The sequence below is a fragment of the Vibrio sp. D431a genome (assembly GCF_030248655.1).
Taxonomy (GTDB): Bacteria; Pseudomonadota; Gammaproteobacteria; order Enterobacterales; family Vibrionaceae; genus Vibrio; species Vibrio alginolyticus.
Window position 1 is genome coordinate 104,458 of record NZ_JAHGAP010000010.1, and the last position, 15,228, is coordinate 119,685.

Annotated in this window: 13 protein-coding genes; 9 read left to right on the plus strand and 4 right to left on the minus strand. The window is 43.8% G+C overall.

Annotated elements, in window-relative coordinates:
• The first annotated feature begins 274 nt into the window (after positions 1-274).
• On the plus strand, positions 275-583 hold the full coding sequence (locus tag KJB35_RS08880) for a DUF3622 domain-containing protein (protein WP_025998700.1): 309 nt from the start codon (positions 275-277) through the stop codon (positions 581-583).
• A 90-nt stretch (positions 584-673) separates the two neighbouring features.
• Here KJB35_RS08880 and KJB35_RS08885 read toward each other — a convergent pair whose 3' ends face one another.
• From KJB35_RS08885 to KJB35_RS08895, 3 genes are all read right to left on the minus strand, one after another.
• Positions 674-1,114, minus strand: coding sequence for a hypothetical protein (locus KJB35_RS08885; protein ID WP_005381599.1), 441 nt, complete (start codon positions 1,112-1,114; stop codon positions 674-676).
• A 118-nt stretch (positions 1,115-1,232) separates the two neighbouring features.
• Entirely contained in the window at positions 1,233-3,419 is a 2,187-nt protein-coding gene (locus KJB35_RS08890; protein ID WP_238843127.1) for a TonB-dependent receptor domain-containing protein, read from the minus strand.
• Between the two features lie 263 nt (positions 3,420-3,682).
• Complete coding sequence (locus KJB35_RS08895) at positions 3,683-4,750, minus strand: succinylglutamate desuccinylase/aspartoacylase family protein (RefSeq protein WP_042521202.1); 1,068 nt, start codon at positions 4,748-4,750, stop codon at positions 3,683-3,685.
• 330 nt (positions 4,751-5,080) lie between these two features.
• On the opposite strand from KJB35_RS08895, the gene KJB35_RS08900 reads away from it, so the two are divergent.
• A complete protein-coding gene (locus KJB35_RS08900) occupies positions 5,081-5,620 on the plus strand; it encodes a DUF3332 domain-containing protein (RefSeq protein WP_005381596.1) in 540 nt (179 codons plus the stop codon).
• 64 nt (positions 5,621-5,684) lie between these two features.
• On the opposite strand, the gene KJB35_RS08905 is transcribed toward KJB35_RS08900, so the two are convergent.
• Entirely contained in the window at positions 5,685-7,157 is a 1,473-nt protein-coding gene (locus tag KJB35_RS08905; RefSeq protein ID WP_042521203.1) for an aminoacyl-histidine dipeptidase, read from the minus strand.
• Between the two features lie 1,024 nt (positions 7,158-8,181).
• Between KJB35_RS08905 and KJB35_RS08910 the strand changes: the two genes are divergently transcribed.
• The 7 genes from KJB35_RS08910 to nrdR all read left to right on the plus strand — a co-directional run bounded on the left by KJB35_RS08910 (position 8,182) and on the right by nrdR (position 15,228).
• Positions 8,182-9,471 carry an NCS2 family permease gene (locus KJB35_RS08910; RefSeq protein ID WP_005381592.1) on the plus strand — a complete coding sequence of 430 codons (1,290 nt, stop codon included), beginning with the start codon at positions 8,182-8,184 and terminating at the stop codon, positions 9,469-9,471.
• A 263-nt stretch (positions 9,472-9,734) separates the two neighbouring features.
• Complete coding sequence (gene tet(34), locus KJB35_RS08915; protein WP_005381590.1) at positions 9,735-10,199, plus strand: oxytetracycline resistance phosphoribosyltransferase domain-containing protein Tet(34); 465 nt, start codon at positions 9,735-9,737, stop codon at positions 10,197-10,199.
• 91 nt (positions 10,200-10,290) lie between these two features.
• Positions 10,291-11,538, plus strand: a complete 1,248-nt coding sequence (gene frsA, locus KJB35_RS08920) for an esterase FrsA (protein WP_213908017.1) — start codon at positions 10,291-10,293, stop codon at positions 11,536-11,538.
• Positions 11,539-11,653: 115 nt separating this feature from the next.
• The gene (gene crl, locus KJB35_RS08925) at positions 11,654-12,043 is read left to right on the plus strand and encodes a sigma factor-binding protein Crl (protein ID WP_005381584.1); all 390 of its coding nucleotides are present in this window, start codon (positions 11,654-11,656) and stop codon (positions 12,041-12,043) included.
• Between the two features lie 121 nt (positions 12,044-12,164).
• Positions 12,165-13,304: a glutamate 5-kinase gene (gene proB / locus KJB35_RS08930; RefSeq protein ID WP_054579046.1), complete on the plus strand. Its 1,140-nt coding sequence runs from the start codon at positions 12,165-12,167 to the stop codon at positions 13,302-13,304.
• Between the two features lie 17 nt (positions 13,305-13,321).
• Complete coding sequence (locus KJB35_RS08935) at positions 13,322-14,572, plus strand: glutamate-5-semialdehyde dehydrogenase (RefSeq protein WP_054579047.1); 1,251 nt, start codon at positions 13,322-13,324, stop codon at positions 14,570-14,572.
• A 206-nt stretch (positions 14,573-14,778) separates the two neighbouring features.
• Positions 14,779-15,228, plus strand: a complete 450-nt coding sequence (nrdR, locus tag KJB35_RS08940) for a transcriptional regulator NrdR (protein WP_005381578.1) — start codon at positions 14,779-14,781, stop codon at positions 15,226-15,228.

Here is a 15,228-nt window from a genome sequence, read left to right on the forward strand (position 1 = left end):
TTAAGTGAAGCGTTGGTTGAGAGACCAGCGCTTTCTTTTTTCTTATCACTCTTTTTTCTTCGTCGCTCTTTCTAGTGACTTGGCGAAACGTTGCTTTGTTCTGCCTCTTCTTTGTCATCTATTATCTAGCGTAAAAAACTTGCAGCGTTTAGATTACTTTTATGCTCTAATACCGCGCTTACCAAGGGATGGTGTTAAACAGCTCAGCTTAGATGGAGTTATCAAGTTGACCGAATCCCTGATTGATCCCTAAATCCCTTAGGAAATGAAAGAAATGTCTAAGAATCCAAAATTTGCTATCCGCGTCACTGAAAAACGTAACGGCTGGAGCGCAGAAATCACTCGCCAAGTGACATCTCGTAAGACTGTAGTATCAAAGCGTGAAACAGGCTTTGACAGCGAAGAGAAAGCACAAGCTTGGGCTGAACAAGAACTGGCTGGATTTATCCAAAACCAAGTGGTTCGTAACGAGCGTAAAGCAGCGCAACGTCAAGAGCGTGAAGCAGAACAACTAGCGGCAAAAGTTCGTAAAGAAGAAGCCCGCAAAGCACGTGAAACCGAAGTAGACACTGACGAAGAATAAGTTTAAATCGGTGAGATGGTGACGTTACCCATCAAACAAATAGTGAAAATGCCCTGAGTTTTGTCTCAGGGCATTTTTTATTTATATCGGCTAAAAACAATCCGACGATACGGACAAGCTAAACGTGCCGTCTTCAGGGGCTGCAAATTGTTTATTGCCAGGAAGAAGGTGAGGGTTATTAGCATAAGTGCGATGTGTCGATTTGACCTTTGCAGAATGTCTTTCCGGTAAATCAAAGTGTTGTAAGCCGTCAGATAGATCGTTTGCTTCACCGTAGTCGAAATGTGTTGCGACGTCTTTGGGCTGCTTGGCGTAACGACAGTGATCCGGCTTACCATCTTCGTGCCAAGTTAAAGAGTTAGTTTTTGCATCTAGATTCAGGTTATTTGCTGTTGGCTGTGCGTAAAAATCTTCTGAAACTTGGTGCTTGCTTTGTTCTTGTAAGTAGTCTGCAATGTTCTCAGAAGCTTGCGCTAGGCTACCTACAGGGAAGAAGCAAATCAGAAGAAGCCGTGTTTTTAGATTGTTCATAATGTGTATGCAAGCAAAAGGAAATGATAATACTGATAAATAAAACGGCGTGCAATTATGGCCATTGGATACGATATAACAGGGCAGTTAATGTCTGCCCTGCATCTTTTAGGTATGGTTAGTATTGATAAGTGAGGTGCAGTTTGACTTCGCGACCAGGCGAAGGCACGCCATTAGATAGGTATGCTTCGTAGTAACGATCGGTTAAGTTTTTCACAACCGCGCCAACGCTCAAGCCTTCGACTTGTTGTATTTCCCAAACCACGTAAGCGTTTTGTAGCGTGTATTGCTCACTTGGCGATTTCACTTTTAAATTATTACCGCTTGCCTTGGTTTTGGTTTGCGCATCATACCAACGGACTTCCCAGCCCGTACGTAAACCAGGAATCCATTCGTAACCCAAACCCAGATTAATGTTTAATGGCGGTACATCAGGATGATCATCATCTGAACCTGTAGAGTCAGATAGGCTACCTTTGTTTTTGCCGCGAATGTAACTTGCTGAGAAATTACTGTAGAAATCTTCAATCCGGTATTGTGAAATTAGCTCAAAGCCATAGTTTTTAAAGCCATCTAGGTTTGTATTCCAGCTTTGTAACTCAGTCGTATTTTTGTCGAGGTTTTCGCCCGTTCGTATATCAACTGTGTCGCTAACATCGTTATAGAACACAGTTAACTCTGTTGCGAGGTTATCGCGAGAGTTCACCAGCCCTTCCGTTAAGTTGATAATGCTTGCTTGATAAGCATGGATACGAGACACGTCCAGATTCAAAGCAGTAGCCGTAGCGGTAGCTCGCGCATATTGCACTGAGTAGATGTTATCAACGGTTGGTGCTTTTAAAGCGTAGGCGTAGGAGGCGTTTAAACGCGTATTATTGCTCGCATCAAAGTCGATATCCAAACGTGGGCTAAAGCCTTTATGCGTCGTTTCACCGTAGTTATGTCCGGCAGCTGGATCATTATAATCCGGCGCTGCGTTCCCTTTTCCTTCACTCTTGATGTATTCGTAACGCAGAGAAGGTGTGATTGTTAGGCGGTCTGTTGCTTGATAGTGATCAGCAATGTAAGCGGCATAAATTGACTGCGTGCCAGATGGTTCGTAGTAAGGGGTGTACCAACCGTAGTTTTTCGCTTCATTACTGTCGTATGATGCGTTGAATACCAACGAGTCTCTATCGGTTTTTTGATATTGAAGCCCAGTGATTAGAGTGTGGTCTCCGAATTGTGCTTGGTTAAACACATCAACGTAGTCACGCTCGTAACTCAGCCATGACTCATGACCGTAACTGCCAACAGAAACGAACATTTTCTCGAATGCTACGTCAGGGCGAACCCAATGACGATCGTTTTCGGAACGTGCCATTTTGATATTGAAATCAATATACGGGTTAGTCGGCATGTAGTGGTAAGAGATGGTCGTGGTGTTGTCCGTGTATTTGTTATCGACGGTGTAAGCGTATTGGGCTTTTTCTAATGAGCCGTATTTCTTGATATTGTATTCGGTGATGTTAGGCATTTTTCCGCGGCGGTTAGCCCAAGGTTTACGACCTTCATCTTTGTAGCGAGTGTGGCTAAATTCAAACTCGTGATCGTTGTTTTCATAACCGACCTTTACGAGCATGTTTTCTTGCTCATAACCTGAGTAATCCAGCGTTTCACCACCTCCGACGTTAATGTCATCAGAATCTTTTACCGAGCCATTCGCTAGAAAATAAAAACCAGTATCGTTTTTACCATAGAGTGTTAGCGTGTAGGCGTTCTCATCGCCGTTGGTGTTGTATGCACTTGAGATGCGAGCACCAAAGTTTCTTTCGCCGTACAGGAGATCATCGACACTTTTGGTTTTAATGCGAATGGAGCCACCAAACTTCCCGTTGAGTGCTCGATAGTCGTGCGCGCCCTTGATAATTTCTGCTTCGCCAATTAAGAACGGATCAAAAAAGAAGGTACCGTAGCGGTATTGTTGAAAGCCGATTGGAGCGCCATCGACAAAGACGGCGATATCGCTTGGATCATCAAAACCACGAATGTTAATACGTTCGCCACCAGAACGACCGCCACCATCTATTGATGCACCGGGAACGGCATCGATCATTGAGGCAAAATTAGAGTACTGTTGCTCTTCAATCTCTGACCAATTAATGGTGGTTTGCGCAGGCTCAGCAATGGTAATAGGTTTGGCATAACGAACGCCTATGACTTCAAGCTCTTCATTTGGCGCTGTCTCGGCATATGAATAAAGAGGGAAGAGCAAAGCCAGTGAAATGAGATTTACTTTGAATGGATGACTTTTTAATCGTTTCATATTGATGATTTATAGTGTTTTTATGAAGCTGGGATTATAAGAACATTATTACGATTAATAAATGATAATGAGATTAATTATCAAATGTGTTTTTGCGACGGATTGTAAAGTTTTTTATCCATTCGTGGAAACTACGATAAGTATCGTTAGCGTACATAAAACAAAAAGCCCAGCATCATGGACGCTGAGCTTATTGGCTTTAAACAAGATAGTGCGAGCACTGTTGCTCCTTTTGAGCTAATCAGGCGTCTACTTGGTAGGAATTACTGAGTTTCTAACGGTATCTGTCCGGTGGTCAGCGGCTCGGCATCGAATTCAGTGAGGCCTTCAATATAGCTTTCGACTGCTTGCTCTAAAGCATTATCACCTTGGTTAAAATAGGCAAGGTGGAAAATTGCATCGCCTTCGTTCACCAACGGTAATGTTTGTTGACCGATAACCAAACCACGCTTCGGGGCTTTTAGTTCTATCTCATCATGACCAAGAGGAGAGCTAATATAAGCGAGCGTTTCACCCTGTTCTACTTTGTCTCCCAGATTAACGACAGTACGCAAAATGCCGTTACCTGACGCGCGAACCCAGCTGGTGGACTTCGCTATGATAGGCTCAGGCAGCTTTTTCCTGCTCGCTCGCAACATACCAATGGCTTGCATTACGCGCCGAACCCCGAGTACACCAGCGCTTATCGAAAGTGGATCAAAACGCAATGCTTCGCCAGCTTCGTAGGTGAGCACTGGAATATCGCATTTTTCTGCTTCACTGCGTAAAGAGCCATCACGCAATGCTGAATCAACAATCACTGGCGTCGAAAATGCTTGAGCAATACGTAGAGTTTCTGGGTTGCTTAAGTTTGCGCGAATCTGTGGCAAGTTCGTGCGATGAATTGCCCCTGTGTGTAGATCCAAAATGTAGTCACAACGCTTGGCAATGTTGTTAAAGAACCCGTGTGCCATACGAGATGCAAGTGCGCCTTTTTCACTGCCAGGAAAGCAACGGTTGAGATCTCGTCGGTCGGGCAAGTAACGAGATTTATGGATGAAACCAAAAACGTTAACGATAGGTACTGCAATGACAGTGCCTTTCAGTTTTTGTGGATCCAGTTGGTTAATGATCTGACGAACGATTTCTACGCCATTAAGCTCATCACCATGGATAGCAGCATTCACCATTAACACTGGTCCTTCTTGTTTCCCATGGATGATTTCCACAGGAATAGATAAAGGCGAATGTGTATATAGCTTCGCTGCTTCAAATTCGATCTCTAATCGTTGTCCTGGTTGTATTTGATGTCCTAAGAGCTCAAACACTTTGCTTTTTTTACTTCTGGCCATAAACCATCTCTGTCAAATGCGTCATCAGCAATGTAACAATTGCTGCAAAATCGCACTAATCATTCTCATTAAGGACACGACAAATTACTTTAATCGTCATGCGTGAAATTTTGGTATGTGTGAAGTTTTTGTTTTCAATATGATCTTTTCTATCAGTTTAATACATAACAAGACATAGAGAAGAGTGCGCAATAATAGCCTTAAAAAATGTGACTGTATTAAAAATAATACTGTTCATGGAGGACAAAAAAACGGACTTTTAACCCTACTTTTTATCCGATAATATCCGCGCCGAATTTGAGGTTTCACACTTTCTAACTAGAGGTTTTGATGAAAAAGGCAATTGCTAAAATTGGTGCATTGACTGCGGTAGCAGTTTCACTTTCAGGTTGCGTAGGTAGTAATGCCGTGACAGGTTATGTCATGGGGTTTAACTTGAAAGCTGTTGACAACCGTTACGCTCGAGGTGGCCTAAATATGCTTTTAGCGCCTGTTTATGGTGTCGCGATCGCAGCGGATTATATCGTGTTTAACTCTCTAGAATTTTGGACGGGTAAGAACCCGTTAAATGGTAAGCCACATATCTTCGATACAAAGGTAGATACTTACATTGATGTCAATCACCAGTTAGATAAGTCGTTAACGACGGCACCAATCGCACCATTAGCGGATAACCGTGTCATTGAGCAGGGGCGAATGCAGCAAATCGATGAGAACACTGTTCAAATGGATATTACTTACAGTAACGGTGAAAAGGCGACACTCATGGGTGTACGCGATGGTGAGTTTGTTACTTACTACATTGATGGTGAAGTTGCTGCACAAACCTCAATGGATGAGTTAGCCGCTTACGCGCAAAACCGTGTGTAGTTGGGTTCAACTAAACCAAAAAAAGGGTGCCGTATGGCACCCTTTGTCGTTTTTCGTGATTGAATTATGCTTTCTCTGGAATCGCTTCTAAAAGCGCGACCATCTGTTCCCAGTACAACTGAACAGTATCAATCTTCACTTTCTCATCTGGAGAGTGAGGGAATTTTATTGTTGGACCGAAAGAAACCATATCCATGTGTGGGTATGGTTCTTTAAATAGGCCACACTCAAGACCAGCATGGATGACCATGATGTTCGGCTTATGACCGTAAATGCCTTCATACATATCACGGAAAATTGCCATGATCTCGGAATCTGCATCTGGCTTCCAGCCAGGGTAAGCGCCTGAGAACTGAATTTGTGCGCCTGCTAGCTCAGTAATCGAGCGCAGCATGCTTTCCACTTGGCTACGGCCAGAGTCAATGAGAGAACGAATCAAGCAAAGCACGGTGACTTTATTTTCTTCTGTGCTGATCACACCAACGTTTAGAGAAGTTTCAACAACGCCTTCCACCTCATCACTCATACGGATTACGCCGTTTGGACAAGCGTTAAGTGCCGCAATGAATCGTTGCTGATCGGCGATTGAAAATACTTGCGCGTCAGTCGTGATCACTTCATTAAAGGTTACGATACCTGTTTCGATTTTACCCAATTCAGTTTTAAGCAGCTCAGTGTAGTGGTTGAACAGCTCAGCAAGCTTGTCTTGGTTTTCGACAGGAAGCGCGACAGTAACAAACGCTTCGCGAGGGATTGCATTACGTAAGCTACCACCACGGAATTCGACTAAACGTAAATCAAGCTCTTGAGCATGACCGGCAAGGAAACGACCAAGTAATTTGTTGGCATTACCGCGACCTGTGTGAATGTCACAACCTGAGTGACCACCTTTTAGGCCTTTCAGCGTCAGTTGGCGTGTTACAAAACCTGCAGGCGTTGATTCTCGAGAAATATCGAAAGTCATGGTGCCATCAACGCCACCTGCACAACCCATGTAGACTTCGCCTTCTTGTTCAGAGTCTGTATTTAGAAGAATCTCACCCTCTAACCAACCAGCTTCAAGGCCAAATGCGCCAGTCATGCCTGCTTCTTCATCAATCGTCAGCAGAACTTCGAGTGGACCGTGCTTAATATCTTTAGATGCCAATACAGCAAGGCAAGAAGCCATACCAATACCGTTATCTGCACCAAGCGTCGTGCCTTTCGCAGTTACCCATTCGCCATTGATGTAAGGTTGGATTGGATCTTTGGTGAAGTCGTGTTCAGTGTCTTCGTTTTTCTGCGGCACCATGTCGATGTGTGCTTGAAGTACAACAGCCTTCTTATTTTCCATTCCTGGTGTCGCGGGCTTTTTGATGAACACGTTACCGGTTGGATCACGGCGAACGTCAAAGCCTTGCTCTGTTGCCCAGTTGATAATGTACTGTGCTAATGCTTCTTCATGTTTCGATGGATGAGGGATAGAACAAATCTTATCGAAAAACTGCCAAAGTGGAGCAGGTGATAAGGTACTGATCTCAGAATGGAACTCAGACACGGATGACTCCTTTTGATGTGCTTTGCCAAATATATACCGTAAAAATATTATCAAGGTAGCATTAAATGCTATACGATTTGGCCTTCAAATTGCCGTTAGCATACCACCAGATAAAGAGTACGAGTAGTCGCGATCACAAGGATTTCTCTCAGAACTGTCACAGTTTGTGAATACAATAACAAGCACTATGTGTTCTCTATCATATATTCTGAAAGTGGCTTTATTTTTTTATTCATAAAATTGTAATTTAATTACACATAAACTTTGATAAAGGTCAATTTGTGCATTTTTTGTGATTCCAATCACTAAAATGCTTGTAATTAAATTTCTTGGTGGTATATTTGTAACCAGCTTCTGAGAGAAGAATGAAATGCTCAAAGGATGAGTCCGTTTTATCGCCTCCAAGGAACCGAGAAATCAACGAATGTTTAATTGATTTAAAAGGTGATAGTTATGAAAGGTTTACCAAGTACAATGTTCTGGAATAGCAAGTCTGTTTACACCGGTAACTTTGTATACCCAACAAGCTTTGGCTACTAAGTGAAGTCAACGCATGTGACTCGAACAGTTTGTTCACCCCTATAAATTGGAATTTTTTTTCAGTGATAGTGCTGACATGATTCACCGCCACCCACATTGGGTGGCGTTTTTTTATCTCTATTTTCTCTTCCTGACTCACTTATTGCCATCAAAGCCTTCTTCTATTCCCCATTCTTCGGTTTTATCGACTTTTCCATCAAATCTGTTAGATACCATGTTAAAAATGGGCCTTTTTCATCTGAAAGTTTAGTACATTGCTCAGTTTTTATTCTCTTTTAGGGAACTGTGTTATCTAGGTTACCTATTGTTTTGTAAGAATATATTCCTTTGCCTACTTTGATAGGTTAGAGAATGTGTTTCATATCCAAAGAAAAAAAACGCATTAGAGTGAAGATTCTATCTAGAATTTGCTATTTGATAACTTTATAATTCCCGCCAATCGATTACGCAACCGTTTACTTTTTTACCTTTACAGGATTCGATCATGCTCGAGAGGCTTTTTAAACTCAGTGAAAATGGCACAAATGTGCGTACTGAGATCATTGCAGGTGTTACGACCTTCCTAACTATGGCTTACATTATTTTTGTAAACCCAGCGATCCTGTCGGATACCGGTATGGACCGTGGTGCCATTTTTGTCGCGACTTGTCTTGCTGCCGCAATCGGCTGTTTTATTATGGGATTTGTTGCGAATTACCCAATCGCACAGGCACCAGGAATGGGCCTGAACGCATTTTTCACTTACTCTGTTGTATTGGGAATGGGTTATACGTGGCAAGTTGCGTTAGCGGCTGTATTTGTTTCTGGCCTTCTGTTTATTCTTTTAAGCGTATTTAAGATCCGTGAGTGGATTATTAACTCGATCCCGCATTCTCTACGAACAGGTATTTCAGCTGGTATTGGTCTTTTCTTAGCGTTTATCGCATTAAAAAATGCAGGTATCGTCGTTGATAACCCAGCGACATTAGTTTCTATGGGAGAGATCACATCATTGCCATCTGTATTGGCCGCGATTGGCTTCTTTCTTACGATTGCATTGGTTCACCGTGGTGTGAAAGGTGCGGTGATGATCGCTATTCTTGGCGTTACAGCGCTTGGTCTTCTATTTGGTGATGTGCAGTGGGGCGGTATTATGTCAACGCCACCAAGCATTGCGCCAACTTTCATGCAACTGGATTTCTCTGGTTTGTTTGAAGTAGGCATGATTTCCGTCGTATTTGCTTTCCTATTTGTCGATTTATTTGACACCGCAGGTACGCTCGTTGGCGTTTCTCAAAAAGCAGGTCTAACTGATGAGAATGGCAACATCCCTCGTTTAAACAAAGCGTTACTTGCAGACTCAACAGCAACGTCAGTAGGTGCATTACTTGGTACTTCTAACACGACATCTTATATTGAAAGCGTTTCTGGTGTGGCTGCGGGTGGGCGTACTGGTCTAACAGCCGTGGTTGTTGGTGTACTCTTCCTACTTGCTCTATTGTTCTCACCACTTGCGGGTATGATCCCTGCTTATGCAACGTCAGGTGCGCTATTCTATGTGGCGATCTTGATGCTGTCTGGGCTAGTAAGCATTGATTGGCGTGACCTAACTGAAGCGTCCCCAGTTGTTGTGACTTGTTTAGTTATGCCGCTAACATTCTCGATTGCAGAAGGTATCACGTTAGGCTTTATCGCATATGCGGCGATCAAGTTATTCAGCGGTAAGGGCCGTGAAGTGTCGATGAGTGTATGGGTGATGTCAGCCATCTTCATCGTTAAATACCTCGTCGGTTAATTTCTCGAGCAAAAAGCCAGTGTGGATTTATTCACGCTGGCTTTTTCTTTTTTACGTTGTTCACAGAAGACGGTTTTTCTGCGGAATAGGCAGAGAATTTTGATATCACCGTTGGTATTAGCGGTGTGTTTCGGTAGAATAATCGTTTGCGCAGCTTGAAATCCTCGTCTCCAAACATTTTGGAGAAGTTAGTGAGCATTCCGCTTTTGAGTGACTTCGCTAGATTTTGAGGATGCATATTTTCAAATTATTAGGTTATTACAATGAGTAAAAAATTCATTATCACTTGGGATGCAATGCAGACTTACTGCCGTGAACTGGCTGAAAAACAAATGCCAGCTGAGCAATGGAAAGGAATTTGGGCGGTAAGCCGCGGCGGTTTGGTTCCTGGCGCTATTTTGGCTCGTGAACTGGGTATTCGTTACGTTGATACAATCTGTATTTCAAGCTACGACCATGATCATCAGCGCGACATGACGGTACTAAAAGCACCTGAAGGTGATGGCGAAGGTTACCTAATCGTTGAAGACCTAGTAGACAGTGGTGATACAGCGCGCAAACTACGTGAGATGTATCCAAAAGCGAAAATGATCGCTGTGTGTGCGAAACCATCAGGCAAAGAGCTGCTGGATGATTACGTTGTAGATATTGCTCAAGACACTTGGATCGAGCAGCCTTGGGATATGTCAATCCAGTATGCTGAGCCAGTAAACCGCAAGCAAAAATAAGCGCGGTTAAAGAATATTGAGAAATGCCCCTTTATAGGGGCATTTTTTTTATTATGATATTAAATCATGCTAATAGCCTAGGGTTCTTCCTATGTCTGAAGACGTCAGTAAAAATCTTTCCGAAACTTTGTTCGTGAAACATAAGCAAGCAAAAGAAACCTCCGCGCTTACCCAGTACATGCCGACCAGTAAAAAAATACTTGATGAACGAGAAGCGCAGGGTGATCGTGCTTGGTATCGTCATTTGCGTCGCTTGCAATGGGCTTGGCAAGGATTGTCTCCGATCGAAATGGAAGGCGTACTGTCCAAAATTGCTTCATCATCTCACTCGCGAACCAATGATGATTGGTTAGACACTGTAATGGGTTATCACAGTGGTAACTGGACATTTGAGTGGATCAAGCTTGGTATGGATCATCAGAAGCGAGCAAATGAAATGCAAGGAGAAGAGGCAGCGGATGAACTCTTCACTGCTTCTTTGTGTTTTAGTATTGCAGGCTACCCACATTTAAAAAATGATAACTTGGCATCGCAGGCTCAAGTACTGGCAAACAAAGCGTATTCTGACGGCGCAGAAAAAACTAAGTACACCATCAAGCAAATTGAAGTGCCTTACCAAAATCGCAAAATCATCGCGAACCTCCATTTACCAAGAACGGATAAACAGTTGCCTGTGGTCATGGTGAGCGCTGGTTTGGATACTCTACAAACCGACATGTGGCGTTTGTTCCGTAATCGTCTTGCACCGCGAGATATTGCGATGTTAACCGTGGACATGCCTTCGGTAGGGCATAGCTCTCATTGGCCCTTGACCGAGAATTCAAGTTGCCTACATCAAGCGGTATTGAATGAGCTTTACTCGCTACCTTGGGTTGATCATCACAAAGTGGGGTTAGTTGGGTTTCGTTTTGGTGGTAATGCCATGATCAGACTCTCTTTTGTCGAGCAGGAAAAGATCAAAGCTTGTGTCGCTCTAGGCGCACCCGTACATGATATTTTTACTTCCCCTCAGAAGTTACAAAAAATGCCGAAGATGTATTTAGACCTTTTGGCTTCCCGTTTGGGGAAAAATGCGGTTGATATTAATAGCATGGCTGGTCAGATGATGGCGTGGTCATTGAAGATTCAGGGCTTCCTGAGCAGTCGAAAAACCAAAGTGCCTATTTTGGCTTTGAGTCTTGAAGGCGATCCAGTGTCGCCACACAGTGATAATCAACTTGTTGCTCTATTTAGCCAGTATGGTAGAGCGAAAAAAATCAGTTCCAAAACAATTACAAAAGGATATGAGCAATCCCTCGATTTAGCCATAAAGTGGCTAGAAGATGAATTATTAGGGTGACAATTCTCCTAAATTAGTTAAGAGTGATATATCTGAGCAAAAAATAAGCTCATGATAATTAAAAATAATAATCATTCTTGGGTGTTTACTTTTAACTATGAAAACGGAGATTCATATGTCAGAGACGACTCAGGGCCCGACTCACTTTCGCTTGATGTCAAAGTTGAAGGCGATAGGGCCTTACCTGCGCGAACCACAATCGCAAGAAGGGCGCTATTATTTTGATTGTTTATCTGTATGTGTAGACGACAAAAAATCGCCTGAGAAGCGTGAATTTTGGGGCTGGTGGATGGATTTGGAATCCATCGAGGGAGGCTTTACTGCTAAATATCATATTGGCAAGTACAACAAAGAAGGGCAATGGGTATCTGAAGCCCTTCCCAAAAAAGTGGTAGAGGAAGTGTATCTCACGCAGAGCACATTCCATCAAAAGCTGGTTGATACTTTAGAAGAACACTTCAAATTAGAAGTCGAATATCACACGGAGTCTTTCGATTTCGCTTAATTTGGTTGTTTTCATTTAATACCAAACAAAAAGGTGCGAAAACGCACCTTTTCTCTTGTTAATTCCCTATTTGATTGTTAAAACATCCTCTCTTTATTTGTTTTTCACTTCAGAAGACATCATGACAACGAATCAACAAAATGCAGTTGTTTCACAACCACAAACTGTCGTTGTGAAACTGGGTACAAGTGTGCTGACAGGCGGCACTCTGGCACTCGACCGTGCACACATGGTTGAGTTAGCACGCCAGTGTGCTGAGCTTAAAAAACAAGGCCATTCAATCGTAATGGTTTCGTCTGGTGCGATTGCAGCAGGCCGTGAGCATCTTGGTTACCCCGCATTGCCCAACGAGATGGCGAGTAAGCAGTTACTTGCCGCGGTGGGGCAGAGTCGCTTGATTCAAACATGGGAGTCTTTGTTTGGTATTTATGGTATCAAGATCGGCCAAATGCTACTAACCCGTGCCGATTTAGAAGATCGTGAGCGATTCCTTAACGCGCGTGACACTATTAATGCGCTCGTTGCGAACGATATTGTTCCTATCGTAAACGAAAATGATGCCGTTGCGACTAGCGAGATTAAAGTTGGCGATAACGACAACCTTTCCGCTTTGGTAGGCATTTTATGTGGTGCAGATAAGCTCTTGCTTTTAACGGACCAAAAAGGTCTGTTTACTGCTGACCCTCGTAGAGATCCGAACGCAGAGCTTATCAAGGAAGTAAAAACCATCGACGATACGCTGCGTAAAATCGCAGGTGGAAGCGGTACAACATTGGGTACTGGTGGTATGGCAACGAAGCTGCAAGCCGCAGACATCGCTCGCCGCGCAGGTATCGAGGTTATTATTGCTGCTGGTAGTGCGTCGAATGTTATCTTTGACTCTTTAAGTGCTGAACCTCAGGGCACGCGCTTCCTACCTTGCGCTGAAGCCTTAGAGAACCGTAAACGCTGGATTCTAGCGGGACCTGCGGCATCGGGCGACATCGTTATTGATGATGGTGCAGTCAATGCTGTGGTCGGCAAGGGCAGTAGCCTACTTGCTAAAGGGGTCATCAAAGTTAGTGGTGACTTCGCACGAGGCGAAGTGGCGCGTGTAACAAACGCTCACGGTAAGTTGGTGGCTCGTGGCATCAGCGCCTACTCAAGTGATGACCTAACTAAAATTACGGGTAAACACAGTAAAGATATCATCTCTATTTTGGGGCATGATTATGGCTCTGAGGTGATTCACCGCGATGATTTGGTCGTCATTCAGGAATAGAATTAGAGGGAAGCAAAGTGGATTTAACGAATATGGGTAAAGCTGCTAAAGATGCAGCTTTCGAATTAGCGACAGCGTCAACTGCGCAAAAGAACCAAGCATTAGCCATCATTGCTGATGAGCTAGAAGCAAACTCTGCTGCTATTTTGGCGGCAAACGCTAAAGACATCGAACTTGGCCGTGAAGCGGGTTTAACCGATGCGCTGCTCGATCGCCTTTTGCTTAATGAAGAACGATTGACTGCAATTGCGAATGATGTTCGCAACGTCATTAGCTTGAACGATCCTGTAGGCAGCGAAATAGACAGTAAGGTACTGGAAAATGGGATGTCACTGTCTCGTCGTCGTGTGCCGCTTGGTGTCGTGGGCGTAATTTATGAAGCGCGTCCAAACGTAACCATTGATATTGCAGCGTTGTGCTTGAAAACCGGCAACGCAAGTATTTTACGTGGTGGCAAAGAGACATTTTTCTCGAATATGGAATTAGTGAAGGTTATTCAGTCTGCGCTCGCAAAGGCGAACCTTCCAGCCGCTTCTGTGCAGTACATTGAAAAACCAGATCGTGAGCTTGTTTCTCAATTGCTTAAGTTGGACGATTACGTCGACATGATCATTCCACGCGGTGGTGCTGGCCTACACAAAATGTGTAAAGAAAACAGCACGATTCCGGTGATTATTGGTGGCTTTGGTATCAGCCATATCTTTGTCGACGAATCCGCTGATCTAAAGAAATCCCTGAATGTGGTTGAGAACTCTAAAGTTCAACGTCCATCTGCGTGTAACTCATTAGATACGCTGCTCGTGCATGAAAAAATTGCAGCGCAATTCCTACCAATGATCGTAGAGCGCATGAACGATAAAGTGACCTTCGTGACAGAGCCTAAGGCAAAAGCACTGATGGCTCAAGCAACACAAATTCGCGATGCTGTTGAAGGTGACTTTGATACGGAATGGTTGAGCTACACTCTTGGTGTAAAAGTTGTGTCTGATGTGAAAGATGCCATTGATCATATGCGTGTCCATAACGCGAGCCACTCAGATGCGATCATGACCAATAGCTTGGAAAACTCAGAGCTGTTCATCAATTCTGTCGGTTCGGCGGCGGTTTATGTGAATGCTTCAACACGCTTTACAGACGGTGCGCAATTTGGCCTTGGCGCAGAAGTCGCAGTATCTACGCAAAAGCTACATGCACGCGGTCCGATGGGCTTAGAAGAGCTAACTAGCTACAAGTGGGTTGGTAAAGCGAACTACTTAGCACGCAGTTAACACATTCGACGAGATCTTGAGTGAAAAAGGGGCTTTTGCGCCCCTTTTTGTTTTGTCTAACATACCAATTCCGCTACACTACATGAGCTTTTATTTCGGTTTGAAAGCGTTATACCCAAATAGCTTTAATAGAGTCCGTATAACCATGAACGCGTGGTTATCCGTGATTGCTCATGAGGTTATTTTGGTATAGATATGGAGGTGATATGCATTGTCCTTTTTGTTCCGAGAACGATACCAAAGTTATTGATTCCCGCTTAGTGGCTGATGGCCATCAAGTTCGACGTCGCCGTCAGTGCTTGGCGTGTAGCGAGCGTTTCACTACGTTTGAAAGCGCAGAGTTAGTGATGCCTAAAGTGATCAAATCGAATGGCAACCGTGAACCATTTGACGAAGATAAAATGGTTGGCGGTATTCAACGCGCTTTAGAGAAACGCCCAGTGAGTGCCGATTCTATAGAGTTAGCGATCAGTATGATCAAATCACAGCTGCGTGCGACGGGTGAGCGAGAGGTTCCGAGTGAAATGATTGGTAATTTAGTCATGGACCAGCTCAAAGAGCTCGATAAGGTGGCTTACATTCGTTTCGCTTCCGTTTACCGCAGCTTTGAAGATATTCGCGAGTTTGGCGAAGAGATTGCCCGCCTAGAAGACTGA